The organism is Escherichia sp. WS33 (assembly GCF_046486385.1).
Lineage (GTDB): Bacteria > Pseudomonadota > Gammaproteobacteria > Enterobacterales > Enterobacteriaceae > ECMA0423.
The window spans coordinates 126,546-145,271 of sequence record NZ_JBJQLJ010000007.1 but is presented as its reverse complement, the minus strand read 5'-3'; the positions used below and the strand labels follow the sequence as shown (position 1 = coordinate 145,271).

Annotated in this window: 22 protein-coding genes; 6 read left to right on the top strand and 16 right to left on the bottom strand. The window is 51.1% G+C overall.

Features of this window, described 5'->3' with window-relative positions; genetic code table 11:
* Nucleotides 1–5: 5 nt before the first annotated feature.
* From fliP to fliF, 11 genes are all read right to left on the bottom strand, one after another.
* The gene (gene fliP, locus ACJHXA_RS08495) at nucleotides 6–743 is read right to left on the bottom strand and encodes a flagellar type III secretion system pore protein FliP (protein ID WP_001253450.1); all 738 of its coding nucleotides are present in this window, start codon (nucleotides 741–743) and stop codon (nucleotides 6–8) included.
* Nucleotides 743–1,108 (bottom strand): flagellar biosynthetic protein FliO, encoded by a 366-nt coding sequence (fliO, locus tag ACJHXA_RS08490; protein WP_001755091.1) that lies wholly within the window; start codon nucleotides 1,106–1,108, stop codon nucleotides 743–745. Before fliO ends, fliP begins: the two co-directional genes overlap by 1 nt.
* Before the next feature lie 2 nt (nucleotides 1,109–1,110).
* Nucleotides 1,111–1,524 (bottom strand): flagellar motor switch protein FliN, encoded by a 414-nt coding sequence (gene fliN, locus ACJHXA_RS08485; RefSeq protein ID WP_001281692.1) that lies wholly within the window; start codon nucleotides 1,522–1,524, stop codon nucleotides 1,111–1,113.
* The gene (gene fliM / locus ACJHXA_RS08480) at nucleotides 1,521–2,525 is read right to left on the bottom strand and encodes a flagellar motor switch protein FliM (protein WP_001755090.1); all 1,005 of its coding nucleotides are present in this window, start codon (nucleotides 2,523–2,525) and stop codon (nucleotides 1,521–1,523) included. The genes fliN and fliM overlap by 4 nt, the downstream gene beginning before the upstream one ends.
* Nucleotides 2,526–2,529: 4 nt before the next feature.
* Entirely contained in the window at nucleotides 2,530–2,994 is a 465-nt protein-coding gene (gene fliL / locus ACJHXA_RS08475) for a flagellar basal body-associated protein FliL (RefSeq protein WP_000133109.1), read from the bottom strand.
* A 104-nt stretch (nucleotides 2,995–3,098) separates the two neighbouring features.
* Nucleotides 3,099–4,226 carry a flagellar hook-length control protein FliK gene (locus tag ACJHXA_RS08470; protein ID WP_001755089.1) on the bottom strand — a complete coding sequence of 376 codons (1,128 nt, stop codon included), beginning with the start codon at nucleotides 4,224–4,226 and terminating at the stop codon, nucleotides 3,099–3,101.
* Nucleotides 4,223–4,666 carry a flagellar export protein FliJ gene (gene fliJ / locus ACJHXA_RS08465; RefSeq protein WP_001725242.1) on the bottom strand — a complete coding sequence of 148 codons (444 nt, stop codon included), beginning with the start codon at nucleotides 4,664–4,666 and terminating at the stop codon, nucleotides 4,223–4,225. The genes ACJHXA_RS08470 and fliJ overlap by 4 nt, the downstream gene beginning before the upstream one ends.
* A 21-nt stretch (nucleotides 4,667–4,687) precedes the next feature.
* Nucleotides 4,688–6,058 carry a flagellar protein export ATPase FliI gene (fliI, locus tag ACJHXA_RS08460; RefSeq protein ID WP_001725243.1) on the bottom strand — a complete coding sequence of 457 codons (1,371 nt, stop codon included), beginning with the start codon at nucleotides 6,056–6,058 and terminating at the stop codon, nucleotides 4,688–4,690.
* A complete protein-coding gene (gene fliH / locus ACJHXA_RS08455) occupies nucleotides 6,058–6,744 on the bottom strand; it encodes a flagellar assembly protein FliH (RefSeq protein ID WP_001755088.1) in 687 nt (228 codons plus the stop codon). The genes fliI and fliH overlap by 1 nt, the downstream gene beginning before the upstream one ends.
* Nucleotides 6,737–7,732, bottom strand: coding sequence for a flagellar motor switch protein FliG (fliG, locus tag ACJHXA_RS08450; protein WP_000067950.1), 996 nt, complete (start codon nucleotides 7,730–7,732; stop codon nucleotides 6,737–6,739). Before fliG ends, fliH begins: the two co-directional genes overlap by 8 nt.
* Nucleotides 7,725–9,383, bottom strand: a complete 1,659-nt coding sequence (gene fliF / locus ACJHXA_RS08445) for a flagellar basal-body MS-ring/collar protein FliF (protein WP_001725246.1) — start codon at nucleotides 9,381–9,383, stop codon at nucleotides 7,725–7,727. Before fliF ends, fliG begins: the two co-directional genes overlap by 8 nt.
* 214 nt (nucleotides 9,384–9,597) lie before the next feature.
* Between fliF and fliE the strand changes: the two genes are divergently transcribed.
* The 4 genes from fliE to ACJHXA_RS08425 all read left to right on the top strand — a co-directional run bounded on the left by fliE (nucleotide 9,598) and on the right by ACJHXA_RS08425 (nucleotide 12,105).
* Nucleotides 9,598–9,912, top strand: a complete 315-nt coding sequence (gene fliE / locus ACJHXA_RS08440) for a flagellar hook-basal body complex protein FliE (RefSeq protein ID WP_001274299.1) — start codon at nucleotides 9,598–9,600, stop codon at nucleotides 9,910–9,912.
* A 333-nt stretch (nucleotides 9,913–10,245) separates the two neighbouring features.
* Nucleotides 10,246–10,578 carry a multidrug efflux SMR transporter EmrE gene (gene emrE / locus ACJHXA_RS08435; RefSeq protein ID WP_001725248.1) on the top strand — a complete coding sequence of 111 codons (333 nt, stop codon included), beginning with the start codon at nucleotides 10,246–10,248 and terminating at the stop codon, nucleotides 10,576–10,578.
* Between the two features lie 168 nt (nucleotides 10,579–10,746).
* A complete protein-coding gene (gene ybcL / locus ACJHXA_RS08430) occupies nucleotides 10,747–11,298 on the top strand; it encodes a Raf kinase inhibitor-like protein YbcL (RefSeq protein WP_001353134.1) in 552 nt (183 codons plus the stop codon).
* A 9-nt stretch (nucleotides 11,299–11,307) separates the two neighbouring features.
* Nucleotides 11,308–12,105: a helix-turn-helix transcriptional regulator gene (locus ACJHXA_RS08425; RefSeq protein ID WP_001725250.1), complete on the top strand. Its 798-nt coding sequence runs from the start codon at nucleotides 11,308–11,310 to the stop codon at nucleotides 12,103–12,105.
* Nucleotides 12,106–13,037: 932 nt separating this feature from the next.
* On the opposite strand, the gene tnpA is transcribed toward ACJHXA_RS08425, so the two are convergent.
* Nucleotides 13,038–13,469, bottom strand: coding sequence for an IS200/IS605 family transposase (tnpA, locus tag ACJHXA_RS08420; protein ID WP_024170849.1), 432 nt, complete (start codon nucleotides 13,467–13,469; stop codon nucleotides 13,038–13,040).
* Nucleotides 13,470–13,476: 7 nt separating this feature from the next.
* Between tnpA and ACJHXA_RS08415 the strand changes: the two genes are divergently transcribed.
* On the top strand, nucleotides 13,477–14,295 hold the full coding sequence (locus ACJHXA_RS08415) for an RNA-guided endonuclease InsQ/TnpB family protein (RefSeq protein ID WP_175085552.1): 819 nt from the start codon (nucleotides 13,477–13,479) through the stop codon (nucleotides 14,293–14,295).
* Between the two features lie 39 nt (nucleotides 14,296–14,334).
* Here ACJHXA_RS08415 and ACJHXA_RS08410 read toward each other — a convergent pair whose 3' ends face one another.
* The 3 genes from ACJHXA_RS08410 to yedE form a co-directional block, all read right to left on the bottom strand.
* Complete coding sequence (locus tag ACJHXA_RS08410; protein ID WP_001724637.1) at nucleotides 14,335–15,006, bottom strand: SOS response-associated peptidase; 672 nt, start codon at nucleotides 15,004–15,006, stop codon at nucleotides 14,335–14,337.
* 108 nt (nucleotides 15,007–15,114) lie between these two features.
* The gene (yedF, locus tag ACJHXA_RS08405; RefSeq protein ID WP_000790504.1) at nucleotides 15,115–15,348 is read right to left on the bottom strand and encodes a sulfurtransferase-like selenium metabolism protein YedF; all 234 of its coding nucleotides are present in this window, start codon (nucleotides 15,346–15,348) and stop codon (nucleotides 15,115–15,117) included.
* Nucleotides 15,345–16,550, bottom strand: a complete 1,206-nt coding sequence (yedE, locus tag ACJHXA_RS08400) for a selenium metabolism membrane protein YedE/FdhT (RefSeq protein ID WP_000118897.1) — start codon at nucleotides 16,548–16,550, stop codon at nucleotides 15,345–15,347. The genes yedF and yedE overlap by 4 nt, the downstream gene beginning before the upstream one ends.
* Nucleotides 16,551–16,736: 186 nt before the next feature.
* On the opposite strand from yedE, the gene yedD reads away from it, so the two are divergent.
* A complete protein-coding gene (gene yedD / locus ACJHXA_RS08395; RefSeq protein WP_001354738.1) occupies nucleotides 16,737–17,150 on the top strand; it encodes a lipoprotein YedD in 414 nt (137 codons plus the stop codon).
* 33 nt (nucleotides 17,151–17,183) lie between these two features.
* Here the strand turns inward: yedD and amyA are convergent, their stop codons facing one another.
* Nucleotides 17,184–18,671, bottom strand: coding sequence for an alpha-amylase (gene amyA, locus ACJHXA_RS08390; protein WP_001245699.1), 1,488 nt, complete (start codon nucleotides 18,669–18,671; stop codon nucleotides 17,184–17,186).
* Nucleotides 18,672–18,726 lie beyond the last annotated feature (55 nt).

The following is an 18,726-nucleotide window of genomic DNA, read 5'->3' as shown; positions in this document are numbered from 1 at the left end:
CCTCTCTAGCTGTAAAAGCTCTGCGCCAGCGAACCGACCAGCAATTGCCAGCCATCCACCAGTACAAACAGCATCAGTTTAAAGGGCAGAGCAATGGTGGCCGGGGGCACCATCATCATCCCCAATGCCATCAGTACGCTGGCAATCACGAGGTCGATAATCAAAAAAGGAATGAAAATCGTGAAGCCTATCTGAAATGCGGTTTTCAGCTCGCTGGTCACGTAGGCCGGGAGCAAAATGCGCATTGGGACGGCTTCAGGTCCCTGCAACGGGCCGGTATTCGCCAGTCTGGCAAACAACCCTAAATCTGCCTCGCGGGTCTGACGCAGCATAAACTCACGCAGCGGCTGCGCCCCTTTTTCCAGCGCCTCCTGCATTGAGATTTTCTCTTCGCTGAACGGCTGGTATGCATCGACATAAATTTTGTCGATCACCGGCGACATTATAAAAAAGGTCAAAAACAGTGCCAGCCCCAGCAATACCTGGTTCGGGGGGGCGGAGGGCGTGCCCAGCGCGTTTCGCAATAATCCAAAAACAATGATGATACGGGTGAAACTGGTCATCATCAGTAAAATCGCTGGAATAAACGTCAACGAGGTAATGAACACCAGCGTCTGCACCGGGAGGGACCAACTTTGTCCACCGCCAGGCAGCGGCTGGCTGGTGATACCCGGCAGTTGCGCGAAGGCGAGGGGCGTAACCAGCCAGAGAAGGACAGGTGCGACAGACAACAAACGACGCATCAGGATCTCCCGCTACGCTTAAGCAAGTTTTTCATGACCGACTGAAAATCGGCCTGCGGTATCTCTTCCGTTGGCGCAGAAGGGGGAAGTTTATGCAGCAGATTGATTTGCCCTGCGGTAACGCCGAGCACCAACCGTGCATCTTCCACATCGACTACCACGACCCGTTCACGCGCGCCCAGCGAAGCACTGGCGCTAATTTTCAGACCGTTAACGCCAGTTCGTTTGGGGGCAAATCCCAGCCGTTTTACCAGCCAGGCAGCAGCGAGGATCAGGGCAATAATGGCGATCAGTGCGCCGCTCACCTGCAGCAGCGGCGCAGCAGAAACCGGCGCGGACGGTTGCACAGTAGCGTGGTTATTCATCGCTAACGGCTCAGGCGGCGCATTCGCTCAGACGGAGTAATGATATCGGTGATCCGCACGCCATATTTATCGGCAACGACCACCACTTCGCCCTGGGCGATTAAATAACCGTTGATCAGAATATCCAGCGGTTCGCCTGCCAGGCCGTCCAGCGCTACGACTGACCCTTGTGTCAGGCGCAACAGCTCTTTGATGGTCATCCGAGTGCGGCCCAGTTCGACGGTCAGCTTAACCGGAATATCCATAATCAGGTCGATATCCTGCAACGTTCCGCTGACATCACCGCCGCCAAATTGCTGGAATACCGCGTCTGCAGCGCTTTTACTGCTGGTTGATTTTTGTTCGCTCAACGCTTCAGCCCACAGATCGTCCATTGCGCCGTTGTTATCATCGGCCGGATTATTCAAGTCACTCATTTGGGCTGTTCCTCGTTCAGAGAATTCAAAATCGGGTTAATCAAATGTTCAATCCGTAACGCATACTGGCCGTTGAGGGTGCCGTACTGGCTGGTCAGCACCGGAACGCCGTCAACATGGGCGATGATGCGATCGGGTTTTTCTATCGGCAGGACGTCGCCGGGTTTCAGTTTTAAAATCTGCGACAGACGCAGCGATATATCGGCAAAGTTAGCGACCAGCTCCAGCTGTGAGTGCTGCACCTGACGCACCAGGTTATCGCGCCAGTTCTGATCTTCATTTCGTGAGTTTTCCAGCGGCGGGTTAACCAACAATTCCCGTAGCGGCTCGATCATGCTGAATGGCAGGCAGATATTAAATTCGCCGGTCAGGTTGCCAATCTCCACATGGAACGGTGTGTTAACCACGATGTCGTTCGGCGAGGTGGTGATATTGGTAAATTTCACCTGCATTTCCGAACGCACGTACTCGACATCCAGCGGATTAATTGCCTTCCAGGCGTCGCTATAGCCTTCCAGCGCCAGCTTCAACATACGGTTGATGACGCGCTGTTCAGTATGGGTAAACTCGCGACCTTCCACTTTAGTTGGGAAGCGTCCATCGCCGCCAAACAGGTTATCCACGGCGATAAACACCAGACTCGGCGAGAACACCACCAGCCCTGTGCCGCGTAGCGGTTTCAGGTGGATTAGGTTCAGGTTGGTCGGCACCGGCAGGTTGCGGGCAAACTCATGGTACGGCTGAATGCGGATGGCCCCGACGGTAATGTCCGGACTACGGCGCAATAGGTTGAACAGCCCCATACGGAAATGGCGGGCAAAACGCTCATTAATGATTTCCAGCGCCTGCAAACGTTCGCGTACAACCCGTCGTTGGGTATTCGGATCGTACGGACGAATGTCACTATCGCCGCTAACACTGGCCATCGGTTCGTCTTTGACTTCGCTGTCACCATTCAACAGCGCATCAATTTCAGCTTGAGAAAGAATACTATCGCCCATGTCGTTATCGCAGAATGAAAGCGGTATACAGCACGTCGGTGACATCCTGTTTCGGTTGCCCGGCAACAAGCGGGGTGGAAAGTGTGGCTTTAATCTCAGCAATCAGGCTTTTCTTGCCTTCTTCTGTCGCCAGTACGGCAGCATCCTGACGCGAAAACAGTAACAGCAAGCGGCTACGGACTTCCGGCAAATACTCACTTAGCCGCGAGCGGGTAGCTTCATCTTTTAGCCGCAGAGTTATGCCGATATAAAGCACGCGATCCGCATCACCCAAATTGACCGTAAAGGTATCCAGCGCATAGAAGACCGGGGAGGGCACGACGCGTTGCTGCGCTTTGTCGTCAGCGGCAACCTGATGCGAATGCCAGTAGCTGTAACCTGCGCTGGCACAGGCCGCGAGGGTAATGAATACCAGAATCGGGATCCAAAGCGATCGCTTGCTTTTCTTGCTTATCGCGTAATCAGTCATGTGTTGCGGTCTTCCTGTGTCGCTACTGCTTATCGGCTAATTATCCTGCGTCTTGAACGCAACAAAGCGGGGAAAAGACGCGGATTACGGTGCTACCTCTGACGTTAGGCGAAAATATCAACGCCACTGTTGCCTGTTACGCGCCCTTGTAAAGAGACGGGAACCGGAAGCGCATCGTCGTCTTCACCCGCCAGAGGTTCATGATTTGCTGTGCTCTGGCTTTGCTGTTGCTGTGAAGCGGCCTGTTGCTGACCACTAAAGCTTTCGCCACTGATGTTGCTTTGCCCTAACTGAATGCCACTTTCTGCCAGCTGCGTACGCAGTACCGGTAGCGCAGCTTCCAGCGCGGCGCGTACGTGCTGATGCGGTGACACCATCTGGATTTGCGCCTGGCTATCATCCACTTTGAGGGAGATTTGTACTTCACCTAAATCCTGCGGGTGCAGACGCAACTCTGCGCTTTGTTGCCCCTGGCGGGTAAACAGCGAAATATGCTGGCTTAATGATTGTTGCCATTCGTGAGAACCCAGCGGCGCACTCAAAACAGGTGCTGCGACGGTGGGCAGCGGCTGTGTCTGGTGCGGAGTGATGAGCGGGCTGACGGCAGCGGTCACCGGCGAAGGTGTGCTGATGACTTCCGCTTTACTCTGGGCCTCTGCTACCAGCGGTGTTACTGGCTGAGCTTGCGCGTCAGGGGCGTCATCAGGCGGTGCGGTTGTGAATTGCGCCGTAGTCAGTTTTGTGTAGAGAGTTGGTTTCTCTGTCGGTAACACGGTTGACGGCGCATCAGCCACTTTGGGCGTATTGTCAAAACCCGGCAACATCGCAAAAAGGGCGCTCAGGCTTGCGGTGACGTCTTCATTAAGCTCATCTGCTTTTTCGTCTTTTGTCGTATTTTTGTCAGCCACCGCAGCCAACGTCATCGTCTGAGCGGTGGTTAACGGTGTTGATGTGGATTGTTCGTCGTTGATGACAGGCGGTATTTCATCCTCAGGGATCAGTAAATCCGCTTGTTGCACATCGGAAAGAATATCGCTAACCAGCGGCTCACCTTTTGTTGTGGGTTTATCTGTTGCCACCAGCAACTGAGGGGCCGCTTTGTCGGTTGTTGTTTCACCTGCTATTGCTCCACTCAACAATGCGAGAAAATCTTGTGCAGCATCGCTGGCTTTACCGCCGGGCAATATGGCGGTGTCAACGTCAGCGGTAATCACGGGCGCTAAGCGAATCATTCGGGTTTCCTCATGGTGGCACGTTGGGCGAACTCATCCATCTTTTTCTGATCGAGACGGTTTTCTGCAAGCAGTGCCGCCGTGGATTGCCGTTCCTGCAGTGTCTGCCAGGCTTGCAAACGTTGTTTCTTTTCTCGCCAGCTGTTCAGGGCAATGTCAACTTTCTGCGTCCACTGATTAAGTTGCTGGCGATGCTGAGTAATGGCTTTTTCCAGCGCCTGGATAAACTGCTGATAGTTGATCCAGCGGTTACTGGTCATCCCGGCACTCATATCGCTGTTGAGGTTATTGCGATATTCATTCTGATAATCGATCAGCATTTTGAGTTGTTCCTCTGCCTGCTGGCATCCGCGACGCATTTCACCCAGCAGGCGCGCGGCATCTTCTACCTCTTTTTCTGCCAGATCTTTCAGGGTCGCCAGCGCGCCATGTTCTGCCATCTGCCGTTATCTCCTGCGTTTTCACACTGTCGGGAATATGCGCTCCAGCCCCTGGAGAGACTCTTCCCAGTCCGCGCGTTCAAAAATGCCTTGTTGCAAATAGCCCTCCAGCTGCGGCCACAGAGCGATGGCTTTATCGAGCATTGGATCGCTGCCTTTGGCATACGCGCCGACGCTAACCAGATCGCGGTTACGCTGAAAACTCGACAACAGCTGTTTGAAGGTGCGCACTCGCGCGTAATGTTGCTCGCTGATCAACGCCGTCATTGCACGGCTGATCGACGCTTCAATATCAATCGCCGGATAGTGTCCGGCTTCCGCCAGACGACGAGAAAGTACAATGTGACCGTCGAGGATCGCCCGTGCGGAGTCGGCAATCGGGTCCTGCTGGTCATCGCCTTCGGTGAGCACGGTATAAAACGCCGTAATTGAGCCGCCGCCGCTGATACCGTTACCGGCACGCTCGACCAGCGCCGGTAATTTGGCGAATACCGACGGTGGATAACCTTTGGTGGCAGGCGGTTCACCAATTGCCAGCGCAATCTCACGCTGGGCCATCGCGTAGCGGGTGAGGGAGTCCATAATCAGCAACACATGCTGACCACGATCGCGAAAATCTTCGGCAATGCGCGTGGCATAGGCGGCACCTTGCATTCGCAGGAGCGGAGAAACATCCGCTGGAGCGGCAATCACCACGGAGCGTGCACGCCCTTCGGCACCGAGGATATTCTCAATAAAATCTTTTACTTCGCGCCCACGTTCACCAATCAAACCCACGACAATGACATCGGCGCGGGTGTAACGTGCCATCATCCCCAGCAGCACACTTTTACCGACACCAGAACCAGCAAATAGCCCCATACGCTGCCCGCGCCCAACGGTAAGCAGGGCATTGATTGGGCGCACGCCCGTGTCCAGCACATGTTCAATCGGTGTACGTTGCAAAGGGTTAAAAGGCGGGGTGATCAGCGCACCTGTTTCGGTCGTATCGGGGGAGGGAAGGCCATCAAGCGGTTTACCGCTGCCATCCAGAACGCGACCTAATAACGCCGGACCGAGTGGCAACTGCTTGCCGCTTTGCAGCCCTTCAGCCGAAATGTGTTTGGCATAAACGCGCGCGCCGGGCAGGACACCTTCCACTTCTTCCAGCGGCATTAAAAACAGCCGTTGACCGTTAAATCCAACCACTTCGCTTTCTACTTCATGCGTTTCCGACCCGTTCTGGCGCTCAATCACACAGGTTGCGCCGAGCGGCAATTGTAATCCGGTAGCCTCCAGCACCAGCCCGGTAGCGCGAGTTAATCGCCCGTAGCGACGTACCGCAGGCAACTGCGCCATTTTGGCTTCGAAGTTATCCAGCGTGGTTAGCCAGTGAGTCAGGCGCGTGGTCATTACACCACTCCTGGCGCTGCCAGACGGCAGAGCTCTTGCCAGCGAGTGGCGACACTGGCATCGAGATCGCCTTCATCGGCGGAGACTTTGCAGCCGCCTGGATGGAGCGTGGGATCGCCCCGTAAGCGCCAGCCATGCAAACTTAAGGTTGCGCCCAGCATATCATCAACACGTTGCAGATCATCCGGGTGCACGCGCAGTTGCGGTTTGCCACTGAATAACGGTTCTTGCTGCAATAACTGTTGGATCTGTTTGATCAGCGCCGAGTTGTCCACCGTTGGCGTTTGACCGATGACCTGGCGCGCCGCCTCCAGCGCCATCTGCATCAGGCGCGAAGCAATCACACTATCAAGTGCATCAAGGGTAGTTTGAAATTCGCTGACCAGTTGCTGCATCCGGGCATGAATTGGCGCTTGCTGGGATTTTGCCTGTGCCAGCCCTTGTTCCAGCCCCTGGGCCAGACCTTCCTGATAGCCCTGTTCGTGACCTTGCTGACGGCCTTCAGTAATCCCCGCCTGATAACCTTGCTCATGGGCCTGCATTTGCAGTTGTGCCAGTTGCTGCTCAAGGCTGGGTTCAGTCTCTTCAATGATGGTTTCTTCTGGCTCGGCCATTGGCACAAACTCTGCCTGTGGTGGCGCGAGATCGTCTGGCGTCCAGGTTTTCCACGGCAAATTATCAGACATAGGTATCCTCGCCGCTACCAATCACCATCTCGCCAGTTTCGGCAAGGCGGCGCACAATCAGCAGAATCGCTTTCTGTTCGTTTTCCACCTGCGACAGACGCACCGGACCGCGGTTGGCGAGATCGTCGCGCAGAATATCGGCGGCACGCTGCGACATATTGCGCAGGAACTTCTCGCGCAGTGGTTGCTCGGCCCCTTTCAGCGCGATCAACAGCGATTCGGAATCCACTTCCTGCAACAGACGCTGGATGCTGCGATCGTCGACATCCACCAGATTTTCGAATAGGAACATCTCGTCGATAATTTTTTGTGCCAGCTCGCCGTCGAATTCACGCACGGCGGTAATAACGGCTTCTTCCTGCTGCGTTTTCATCAGGTTGATAATTTCGGCTGCCGTTCTCACGCCGCCCATTTTGCTGCGCTTGAGATTCTGACCGTCGAGCAAGCCATTCAGTACTTCGGTCAGTTCCGCCAGCGCGGCTGGCTGCACGCCGCCAAAGGTGGCGATACGCAACATCACGTCGTGGCGCAGACGTTCATCGAACAACGCCAGAATATCGGCGGCTTGCGCACGCTTCAGATGCACCAGAATGGTGGCGATAATCTGCGGATGTTCGTCACGAATCAGATCGGCCGCACTCTGCGGCTCCATAAAGTTGAGCGTTTCAATACCGCTGGCGGTATCGCGGGTTTCGAGAATATCTTCCAGCAGGCTGGCGGCACGTTCTTCACCGAGGGCTTTAACCAGCACCGAACGCAGATAATCGTTGGCGTTGATATTCAGTGCGGCAAACTGTTCAGCTTCTTGCTCAAACTCCGCCAGCACATCGGTTAGCTGCTTGTTGGAGATCTGCGTGACGTTCGCCATTGCTGCACTCAGGGTTTGCACTTCGCGCTGGGAGAGGTGCTTGAACACCTCTGCCGCCCGGTCTTCGCCAATGGTCATCAGCAGGATGACGCTTTTATCGGTGCCTGTCAGGTTACTCATGATCGTTATTTATCCACTGGCGAATGACCAGCGCCACCACGCGCGGATCGTTATCAGACATTTCACGGATACGCTGGCTCATGACCTCTGCCCCCAGACGCTGGTTCGCGCGTCGTTGTTGGAGTTGTTCATCTTTGCTCAGGCGGACTTCCACCGCATCTTCCACTTCCTCGCGGGCCTGCGCCTGTTGCTGCACAGCTTTCATCGCCTCAGCGCGACGAGTTAGCTGTGGACGTACCGCTTTACGCCACAGTAGCCACGCCACCAGCAGTACCAGCAACCAGCGTCCGGCGCTCAGCAACTGATCGATAAATACCTGTTGTTGCCAGAACGGCAGTTCTCCACCGCTTTCGTCGCTGCTATTGAACGGCGAGTTAACGACATTGAGCGAGTCACCGCGTTTTTCAGAAAAGCCCATCGCCTCGCGAGTCAGATCTTCAATTTGCTTCATCTGTTCGTTGCTGAGAGGCAACGGTTTGCCATCTGGCAAGGTTTTGTAATTCACCACTACCGCGACTGACAGACGTTGCACATCGCCCACGTTCATTTTGGTATGACGAATGGTGCGATCGACCTCGTAGTTACTGGTTTCATTACGCTGTGTGCTACGCGGCCCACTATTGCTGGTGGTGCTTGCCTGCTGCTGGCGATTATTTTGATTTGCCGGAGGCGTGCTGATCGGTGCGTTATTTGCGGGTGCTGGTTGATTCGACAACGCACCCGGTACGCCGCCTGGATAACCGGAACCGCTTTGCTCGCTCTCATTAAGCTGGCGTGAGCGGAGCGCCGCCTGAGATTTATCACCGTTAGGGCGATACTGCTCTTCGGTTTGCTCCTTACTGGCGAAGTCCAGTTGCGCCGTAACCTGGGCGTGAATATTGCCGTTGCCGACAATAGGCGACAGGATCGCTTCAATACGCCGCTGAATTCGGCCTTCGACATCACTGGCATATTTCAACTGAGCATCATTAAGATCGCGCCCGCTGGTGTTGGATTGGGTTAACAGATGTCCGCCCTGATCCACCAACGTGACGTTCCCCGGCGGCAGACCAGCAACTGCGCTGGAAACCAGATGCACAATGGCGCTAATTTGCCCTTCATCGAGTGCGCGGCCGGGTAACAGATTTACCGTCACCGATGCAGAAGGGGATTTTTGCTCACGGACAAATAAAGAGGGTTTCGGCAATGCCAAATGGACACGCGCCCCTTTTACCGGGCCGATAGTTTCGATGGTACGAGAAAGCTCGCCTTCCAGCGCCCGCTGATAATTCACCTGTTCGCTGAACTGGCTAATGCCAAACTTTTCCTGATCGAGCAGTTCGAAACCGACCGCGCCGCCTTTGGGCAAACCTTGTTGCGCCAGGCGCAGACGCAGTTCGTGAACTTTATCTGCCGGAACTTCAATCGCGCCGCTGGCTTCGCTAAAGCGGTAAGGAATATTCATTTGCGTCAGTTGGCTGACGATTGCGCCACCATCCTGATCGGACAGATTGCTGAATAATGTGCGGTAGTCGGGGGCTTTCGCCCACAGGATCAGTGCGACCATGACCGCCACTGCCGCGGAACCGGCAACAATCAATGGAATTTTCGGATTCGCACGCAGGCGATTAAGCCACTCAAGAGATTTTGTCTGGGCTGCAGTCGCATTCATCGCGCACCTCGTGGCTGATTATGGACGGCGTTATTGGCAAAGTGGAACAAGACTCACTCCCGGGTCAGCAAACTCGAAAAATTGACGCTCCCATTATTTGTGCTTTCTTTTTTTTCTATCCGCCAATAAACCCGTTTTTTTGTTGCTATTTAGCGCCTTTGTCTTATTGACTTACTGGTAGGCTTTGCTACCAGAAATTATCCGGGAGATGAAAATGTCAGCGATACAGGGGATTGAAGGGGTTATCAGCCAGTTACAGGCTACGGCGATGAGTGCGCGTGCGCAGGAATCACTACCGCAACCGACCATTAGTTTTGCCGGGCAGCTGCATGCCGCGCTCGATCGCATAAGCGATACACAAACCGCCGCCCGCACGCAGGCAGAAAAATTCACCCTCGGCGAACCCGGCGTGGCGTTAAACGATGTGATGACCGATATGCAAAAAGCCTCAGTTTCAATGCAAATGGGGATTCAGGTGCGTAATAAGCTGGTGGCGGCGTATCAGGAAGTGATGAGCATGCAGGTGTAAGTTGTGTAACCTGTTGTTGATTACATCCGATCTCACCGCGTGGGGCATGGATGGGGCAAACACACTCAATTTCTGGTTTAAAATGGAAACCTGATTCTGAAAGTTTTCTGCCATCCACGATCTGTAAACGCGATAACATGTTTTGTCTTCGCTTTGCTCATAGGAAGAGTGAACTCTTTCGTTAGCCCTGGGTTCCTTCTGATCATTATTGTTCCTGCCTTTATCTCTTGCCACGCCAGAGCCCCCTGGATACACATACACCAGGATGAAAACGGTGAGTTGTGTTCAAACTGTAGTACAATTCTCTCCAGTATGAACAGGAAAGAATATGCTATGAACCCTTATATTTATCTTGGTGGCGCAATACTTGCAGAGGTCATTGGTACAACCTTAATGAAGTTTTCAGAGGGGTTTACACGGTTATGGCCCTCTGTTGGCACAATTATTTGTTATTGTGCATCATTCTGGTTATTAGCTCAGACGCTGGCTTATATACCTACAGGGATTGCTTATGCTATCTGGTCAGGAGTCGGTATCGTTCTGATTGGTTTGCTTTCCTGGGGATTTTTTGGCCAACGACTGGACCTGCCAGCCATCATAGGCATGATGTTAATTTGTGCCGGTGTGTTAGTCATTAACTTGTTGTCACGAAGTGCACCGCATTAAAAAATAATTATCCTTGAGACAACAGGAATGTAATTTGTGCATATTATGGCTAATGCTGAGGGCAACTTTATAATTATGATTGCATTTGCACGATCATTGCGCCTTTATGCATAATGAGAGCAAGGCACATCAAATAAAATAACGATAGGTCACAACAAAGAGGTTTTTATGAAAAAGCTTATCGTTTCAAGTGTATTGGCATTCATAACATTTTCTGCGCAGGCCGCAGCATTTCAGGTCACTAGTAATGAAATAAAAACAGGAGAGCAACTTACAACGTCTCATGTATTTTCTGGATTTGGGTGTGAGGGGGGTAATACATCGCCCTCATTAACCTGGTCTGGTGCTCCAGAAGGCACCAAAAGCTTTGCCGTAACTGTGTATGATCCAGATGCGCCTACAGGCAGTGGATGGTGGCACTGGACTGTTGCTAATATTCCAGCAACGGTAACATATTTGCCCGCTGATGCAGGAAGACGTGATGGTACAAAACTTCCGACTGGTGCTGTCCAAGGCCGAAATGATTTTGGCTATGCAGGATTTGGTGGAGCATGTCCTCCCAAAGGAGATAAACCCCATCATTACCAGTTTAAAGTATGGGCTCTAAAAACTGATAAGATTCCTGTAGATTCTAATTCCAGCGGAGCGTTAGTTGGTTATATGCTTAATGCCAATAAAATTGCAACCGCTGAGATAACACCAGTTTATGAGGTAAAGTAGGGTAAGAGTATGCTGGCAAAAGATAGGACTAACCTAAAGATTGAAGAAATACGGATGCATAAACATCATGAGATTCACAGGGTTAAGCCTCTTATGCCAGCTTTATGTCGTATCCGTCAGGGAAAAAAAGTTATCAATTGGGAAACGCATAGTCTAACTGTTGATAATAATCAGATAATTTTATTTCCCTGTGGATATGAATTTTATATTGCGAATTACCCAGAAGCAGGTCTTTATCTTGCAGAAATGCTTTATTATCCCATTGATCTAATTGAAAGGTTCCAAAAGCTTTATGCGATAACTGATCAAATTCGTAACACGACAGGTTTCTGCTTACCTCAGAATCCCGAGTTAATATATTGTTGGGAGCAACTAAAAACATCTATTTCCCGAGGCTTCTCAACGCAAATTCAGGAACACTTAGCAATGGGCGTTCTACTTTCATTAGGAGCACATCATGTTAATTATTTGCTTTTATCAGATAGTAAACAATCATTAATAAGTCGTTGTTATAACCTAATGCTATCCGAACCTGGAACAAAATGGACAGCAAACAAAGTAGCGAGATATCTCTACATTTCTGTTTCCACATTGCATCGCCGTCTGGCAAGCGAGGGAGTAAGTTTTCAAAGTATATTGGACGACGTGAGGTTAAATAATGCGTTGTCTGCTATACAAACGACAGTAAAACCCATCAGCGAGATTGCCAGGGAAAATGGTTACAAGTGTCCTTCTCGTTTTACTGAAAGGTTCCATAATCGTTTTAAGATAACACCAAGAGAGCTAAGAAAAGCGTCCAGAGAGTAAAAGTATTTTATGAAGGAGCAACAGCATCGATTTTTATTTTGGAAAATAAATACGGCATACTCAACCTATTGGAGCCTGAACAATCCGGTGACTTCTGCGCTAATCGGGGACGTTTATAAGCACATATAATTGATACTATCTTCCTCCATCACAATTTCAGAAATGCACGTGTGATTTTTTTGCATCCGGCGTTTGGACTATGTGGAGTTCAAGAGTGGGAAAGTTACAAGAGGTTGAGGGGATAATTAAAGGGATGCTTATGACATTAGATATCCGGATAGGTACGGATATCGTTGTTATTAAATCTAGTTTATACGTTAAGATGCAGCTACAGCAGAAATTGCCACTGTTAATTTTTTCATCGTGAGCCCTTTTATTTGTACTATTATTTAAAAATGATGTCACTGCACTACAAATACTCATCTAATCAATGAGATTATTTCAAGATTTAAGTTTTAGTTTCTCATTTAAATTGTGAAGTAGATCCCTCCTTTTATCTGAACTGTTTCTATTGCACACAATGCATGACTATTTTGTGAACGAATATAAATTTGGTAATCAAATTATATTAAAGGTTGTTATTTATGATTGACTCATAATTTATTTTTTTTAATTTAAATAGCCTAAAAATAACCATGGAGATTATTTGCATGATATTTGTTTAGATTTGTTAATGTAATTGAGGTGATTTTATTTAATACGCAATATAGCGCCGCTTGATATTAGTTCTATTTTTTTGCGTAAGATAGATGAGACAAACTGAGACGCATAATGGTTTGCAAGGCTCTAATACTTTGATGTTGAGGATGTGATGGGGCATGTACGGGGCATAGTACAATGATGTCCATGCAGGTGTAGATAATCTCCAGGCTTATCCAGTGCGCCGTAAAACCCCGTCCTTCAGGGCGGGGATATAAGGCTCGGTTTTTCACCTAACCAGGTGTTTGCTGTTGTTCAATGTATTGGCGGATGACGGATATTGGCGCACCTCCGCAGCTACTGGCAAAATAGCCGGGACTCCACAAAACGCCTTTGTAGTAATACCTGACTGCAATATCTGGTCGATCTCGTCGCAGTAATCTACCCGATACGCCTTTGAGGCTGTTTACCAGACTGGATATCGCCAGTTTGGGAGGATAGTTAATTAACAAATGGACGTGATCTGGTTCGCCATCCATTTCAACCAGTTCAGCTTCAAAATCAGCACATACATTTGAAAAGTAAGTGCGTAGTTTTTCTGTCGCGTCATGGTCAAAAATCTGACGTCGGTATTTGGTGACAAAGACCAGGTGAACATGCATCAGGAAAACACAGTGCCTTCCACGCCGGATATCGGTTTCTTTTTTCACAGACCAAAGTATCATTTGGCCTGTGAAACGACTACAAGCATTTAAATTCCAGTTAAGACCCGGTGGTCAACAGGAGCGTGAAATGAGGCGCTTCGCAGGCGCATGTCGTTTCGTTTTCAATCGTGCTCTGGCGCTTCAGAATGAGAATCATGAGGCCGGTAATAAATACATCCCTTACGGGAAAATGGCTTCCTGGTTGGTTGAGTGGAAAAACGCCACTGAAACGCAATGGCTTAAAGATTCGCCCTCACAGCCATTGCAACAGTCACTGAAAGACCTTGAGCGGGCTTACAAAAACTTCTTCCAGAAGCGGGCTGCTTTTCCCCGATTCAAAACGCGGGGACAGAATGATGCATTCCGCTACCCGCAGGGCGTTAAGCTCGATCAGGAAAACAGCCGTATTTTTCTGCCGAAACTTGGCTGGATGCGCTACCGGAATAACCGTCAGGTCACGGGTGTTGTGAAAAATGTCACTGTCAGCCAGCCGGGGCGCAATGTCCGGGCAAAATCAGGTTTAAACCGTTCGATACTGGATCAGGGCTGGTATGAAATGCGCCGTCAGCTTGAGTACAAGCAGCTCTGGCGTGGCGGTCAGGTGCTTGCTGTTCCGCCAGCGTACACAAGCCAGCGTTGCGCGTGCTGTGGTCATACAGCGAAAGAAAATCGCCTGTCACAAAGTCAATTCAGATGCCAGGTATGTGGATATACAGCGAACGCCGATGTAAACGGCGCTCGTAACATTTTAGCGGCGGGGCACGCCGTTCTTGCCTGTGGAGAGATGGTGCAGTCAGGCCGCTCGTTGAAGCAGGAACCCACCGAAATGATTCAGGCGACAGCCTGAACGTAGCAGGGATCCACGTCCTTCAGGGCGTGGAGGATGTCAACAAACAGGTTGAATTAACTCCGCGCCCTGGTTTTTGACATTACCTACCGCGCGCGATACCGGGTGCCAGGTGAACTGGTTTGCTGGCACACAGCCACTGGCAGCGATTTCTGAGGCTTCTTTACCACCAATGTCTTGCCGCATCCATTCCCGCGCAGCTTCTGGCGACAGTACCAGCGGGCGGCGGTCATGAATATCTACCAGACCCTGGTCTGCTGCTGCAGTGACAATTAAAAATCCTTCGGCTTCGTCACCACGCTCAAACGGTGTGCTACCTATCGCGGCCATAAAAACAGGTTGTCCATCAGCGCGATAGATAAAATAAGGCTGTTTTTTGTCGCCTTCTTTTTTCCACTCAAACCAGCCATCGGCAAAACAGATTGCCCGACCATGTTGCCAGAGCGGTTTAAACATACGACTGGTTGCCGCAGTTTCTACGCGGGCGTTAATCAGCGGCGATTTATCCCACCATCCGGGAGCATATCCCCAGAAAACCGGATCCAGATGAAGGTGTTCATCACGTTCACTGAGCAGAAGAACTTTGGTTCCCGGCGCGACGTTGTATCTGCCAATGGGTTCGGGATCGTAGGGAATATCGCGTTCAATATCTTCCGCGAGAAGCGCAAGGTAATCTTCACGCGTTTGGGATTGGGCAAAGCGTCCACACATAGCAACCTCCTGAGATCATACTGAAAAGAATAGGAGAGGGGGCGGGTAAAATCTATGTGATACAGAGGTAACGATGTTCCCGCTGTGGGACACAGCGGGAAGGAGGGATTATTTCTGAATTAAATAACGAATGGTCGGCCCGTCTTGCTGAATATCCAGCACCGTATAGCCGTGATTACGCGCATCCAGTGGAATATTATTGATCGACTGCGGACAGTCGCTCACCACTTCCAGGATCTCACCTTTTTTTAATTGCGGCATCGCCTCAAGGGTTGCGACTGCCGGATAAGGGCAGGGTTCACCCACCATATCAAGGCGGTAATCAGGAACGATATTTTTCATGCGATCTCCTTAGCTGTCTGCGGTGCCGCACGGCGGAAGAAGCGTTTTTCCCAGCCGATAATCAACATCAGCGCAGCAAACAGCAGCAAATATGTCACCAGCAGGCCACCCATCGGGCCAAAGGTTTTCAGGAGGTTGATTTTGTCCCAGTCGGTGGCCAGCGCCGGAGCGAAATCATCCCAGTAATACGCCAGAATCGTTGAGCCGATCACGTTGCCCAGACCGACCCACCAGTAGTGCACCTGGCCTTCTACCGCGCGGTACATCCAGCCGGTTTCGCAACCGCCTGCCAGCACGATGCCAAAACCAAACAGTAAACCACCGATTACCGCGTTCGGCCCCGCCCACATGATTTTGGGTTCAACGCCTAACTGGACGTAACTGAAGATCCCGATGGCACTCACCGCCATACCGATAATGATTGCTTTCGCCATGTGGGTACGTCCGGTGATCCACATATCGCGGAACGCCGAAGTAAAGCAGATTTGTGCACGTTCAATCAGTAAACCAAAGCCGACGCCAAACAGCATTGCCAGCCCCAGTTTTGGTTGGTTCATCGCCGTCAGCAGCGCCCAGCCCAGCATGCCGAAAAAGACCAGCATCCCGAGACGAAAACGACGCCGCGCCTGATCCGGTTTTTGCGTCAACGGTGAGGCAGCAGAAACTTTCTGCATTTTCACGGGAATACGGAAGATGGGCAGCAGGGTAAAGCGCGCGCCAAACCATGAACCAATGGCAGTGGCGATGGCAAAGAACCAGGCGTGCAGCGAGAACTGTGGAATGCCGGTAAAGAACGCCGCCAGATTACAGCCCATTGCCAGACGTGCGCCAAAACCAGCGATAATACCGCCAATGATGGCCTGCATAATGCGGATACGGCTGCGCGGCATGCGCAGTTTGACATTGTTGGCCCACAGCGCTGCGGCAAAACAGCCGCCAAACATACCGAGGATCATCATGCCGTCGATGCGGGTTAATGGCGATCCTTCCAGATGGATAATTTTAAAATAACCCCACTCTTCAGCATGGACGCCGAACAGCTGCAGGAGCTGACCGCCCCAACGGGTAAATTCACCCGTGACAGCCCAAAAGGTGCCAGTGATGCCAAAGTAGTAAGTGGAGAGAATACCCGCCGCGATGACCGCAGGGATGGGTGCCCAGAATTTAATCAACCAGGCGTGTTTGAATTGCTGCCATGACATGTATGTAGCCTCTGAACTCAGAAGGTTTGAAACAAGAGTCGCGAATCATACATCAAGAAAATTTATTTTCGGGGTAATAATTCACAAAAATAATAGTTAGATCAAATTTCTCTCTGAACCTGGAAAGGCTGGCGACATCAGGGCTTTAATGCCACAATCCTCTTTTCTTCTCATGCAGGACGAATGATGAAAAAACTCGCAATTGCAGGCGCGCTCATGTTGCTGGCGGGCTGTGCCGAAGTCGAAAACTATAACAATGTCGTTAAAACCCCCGCGCCGGACTGGCTGGCGGGCTACTGGCAGACCAAAGGGCCGCAAAGTGCGCTGGTCAGTCCGGAAGCGATAGGCAGCCTGATTGTCACTAAAGAGGGCGATACCCTGGATTGCCGTCAGTGGCAGCGGGTGATTGCTGTGCCGGGTAAGTTGACATTGATGTCTGATGATCTCACTAACGTTACCGTAAAACGTGAGCTGTACGAGGTTGAGCGTGAAGGTAACACCATTGAGTACGATGGAATGACGATGGAGCGTGTGGATCGCCCGACGGCAGAGTGTGCCGCTGCGCTGGATAAAGCGCCGTTACCGACGCCATTGCCGTAATGAAATCTCCCCGGCTTGCCGCCGGGGATGAATTTAAATCACCTCTTCGATAACCCACACGCTGACGCTGCCGCCGTTGCAAAAGAAGGTCGCTTCGCCGTTTTCGTCGGTTACTACACTTTCTTGCCGGTTCCCCAGAAAATCACGCCAGGTTTTATTGCCGTAATTCTCTCCTAAATGAATGGTTTTTTCGCCATCATCTCCGTTCGACATGACCACCACGCAGCCGGGATATTCGTCGGTGCCACTGCGGCTAAAGGCAATGCAGTTCGGATGGTCGAAAAATAACGTCTGTACACCGTGGGCGAAACGCTGACGGGCGAGAATTAACTCATCAAGTTGTTCGATTATTGGCATATCTATCGGATAGGTTTGCCCGTCACCGCCGACATCTTCGTAATGCGCACCGTAGAGGTCAGGATAGAACACCGAAGGAACGCCATTTTCCCGCAACAAAATTAAGGCATACGCCAGCGGTTTAAACCATGGTTCGACCGGCGCTTCGAGGGCTTGCAACGGTTGGGTGTCGTGATTGGCAACGAGGGTTACGGCGTGAAAAGGATCGGCTTCCACCAGCGTCCCAGTGAAAATCTGCGTCATGTCGTAGTCGCGTCCCATGCGCGATGCTTCATGGAATTTCATCTGCAGCGGCGCATCGAACAGCATGGTTTTGCCTTCCACCTGATCAATATACGTTTGCAGCTTATCAACTTCATGCGACCAGTACTCCGCCACAATAAACAGCGGCTTTGGCGCAACTTCTTGTACGTGTTCGATCCACTCTTTATAAAACCACGCCGGAATATGTTTGACCGCATCAAGACGAAAACCGTCGCATTGTGTTTGTTCCATCACCCAGCGTGCCCAGTATTTAATCTCTTCCGTCACGGCATGATTGCGAAAATCGATATTCTCGCCCATCAGGTAATCGAAATTACCGAGTTCATCATCAACCTGATCGTTCCAGCCTTCGCCGGTGTAGTCGTTAACAATTTTAAAAATGCCATCTTCATCAGGGTTTTCGATATGGTCGATACCGCTAAAACATTTGAAATCCCAGATAAACTGTGAGTATTGCCCGGCACGGGCGGGGAAGGTGTAACGCGTCCAGCCTTCGCATTCAATGATTTCTTCATCAATTTGCGTACGGTCGTCAGCATTAACGCGCTGCACGCGAATAGCTTCTTTTTCATCCGCGCCCATTTTGTGATTGACTACCACGTCCAGCAGCACCGCAATGTCATTACGTTTCAGGGCGTCAATGGCGGCCAGCAGTTGTGCTTTATCGCCATATTTAGTAGGGATGCTGCCTTTCTGATCAAACTCGCCTAAATCAAATAAATCATAGGAGTCGTAGCCGACCGAGTACCCGCCCGATGCGCCTTTATAGGCTGGCGGTAACCAGACCATATTGATACCAATATCATTAAAACCGTCGGCGCGCTCGGCCAGTTCAGGCCAGAGCTTACCGCCTTCCGGGTAATACCAGTGAAAACATTGTAACAGCGTGGGATTACGCATTCTTCGACTCCATTCAAGGGGAACATTAGAAGCGTAGCCGTAATCGGATTATTCG

Coding starts and splice junctions, on each gene's coding strand:
- fliP (WP_001253450.1), bottom strand. CDS start 743: ATGCGTCGTTTGTTGTCTGTCGCACCTGTCCTTCTCTGGCTGGTTACG.
- fliO (WP_001755091.1), bottom strand. CDS start 1,108: ATGAATAACCACGCTACTGTGCAACCGTCCGCGCCGGTTTCTGCTGCG.
- fliN (WP_001281692.1), bottom strand. CDS start 1,524: ATGAGTGACTTGAATAATCCGGCCGATGATAACAACGGCGCAATGGAC.
- fliM (WP_001755090.1), bottom strand. CDS start 2,525: ATGGGCGATAGTATTCTTTCTCAAGCTGAAATTGATGCGCTGTTGAAT.
- fliL (WP_000133109.1), bottom strand. CDS start 2,994: ATGACTGATTACGCGATAAGCAAGAAAAGCAAGCGATCGCTTTGGATC.
- ACJHXA_RS08470 (WP_001755089.1), bottom strand. CDS start 4,226: ATGATTCGCTTAGCGCCCGTGATTACCGCTGACGTTGACACCGCCATA.
- fliJ (WP_001725242.1), bottom strand. CDS start 4,666: ATGGCAGAACATGGCGCGCTGGCGACCCTGAAAGATCTGGCAGAAAAA.
- fliI (WP_001725243.1), bottom strand. CDS start 6,058: ATGACCACGCGCCTGACTCACTGGCTAACCACGCTGGATAACTTCGAA.
- fliH (WP_001755088.1), bottom strand. CDS start 6,744: ATGTCTGATAATTTGCCGTGGAAAACCTGGACGCCAGACGATCTCGCG.
- fliG (WP_000067950.1), bottom strand. CDS start 7,732: ATGAGTAACCTGACAGGCACCGATAAAAGCGTCATCCTGCTGATGACC.
- fliF (WP_001725246.1), bottom strand. CDS start 9,383: ATGAATGCGACTGCAGCCCAGACAAAATCTCTTGAGTGGCTTAATCGC.
- fliE (WP_001274299.1), top strand. CDS start 9,598: ATGTCAGCGATACAGGGGATTGAAGGGGTTATCAGCCAGTTACAGGCT.
- emrE (WP_001725248.1), top strand. CDS start 10,246: ATGAACCCTTATATTTATCTTGGTGGCGCAATACTTGCAGAGGTCATT.
- ybcL (WP_001353134.1), top strand. CDS start 10,747: ATGAAAAAGCTTATCGTTTCAAGTGTATTGGCATTCATAACATTTTCT.
- ACJHXA_RS08425 (WP_001725250.1), top strand. CDS start 11,308: ATGCTGGCAAAAGATAGGACTAACCTAAAGATTGAAGAAATACGGATG.
- tnpA (WP_024170849.1), bottom strand. CDS start 13,469: ATGATACTTTGGTCTGTGAAAAAAGAAACCGATATCCGGCGTGGAAGG.
- ACJHXA_RS08410 (WP_001724637.1), bottom strand. CDS start 15,006: ATGTGTGGACGCTTTGCCCAATCCCAAACGCGTGAAGATTACCTTGCG.
- yedF (WP_000790504.1), bottom strand. CDS start 15,348: ATGAAAAATATCGTTCCTGATTACCGCCTTGATATGGTGGGTGAACCC.
- yedE (WP_000118897.1), bottom strand. CDS start 16,550: ATGTCATGGCAGCAATTCAAACACGCCTGGTTGATTAAATTCTGGGCA.
- yedD (WP_001354738.1), top strand. CDS start 16,737: ATGAAAAAACTCGCAATTGCAGGCGCGCTCATGTTGCTGGCGGGCTGT.
- amyA (WP_001245699.1), bottom strand. CDS start 18,671: ATGCGTAATCCCACGCTGTTACAATGTTTTCACTGGTATTACCCGGAA.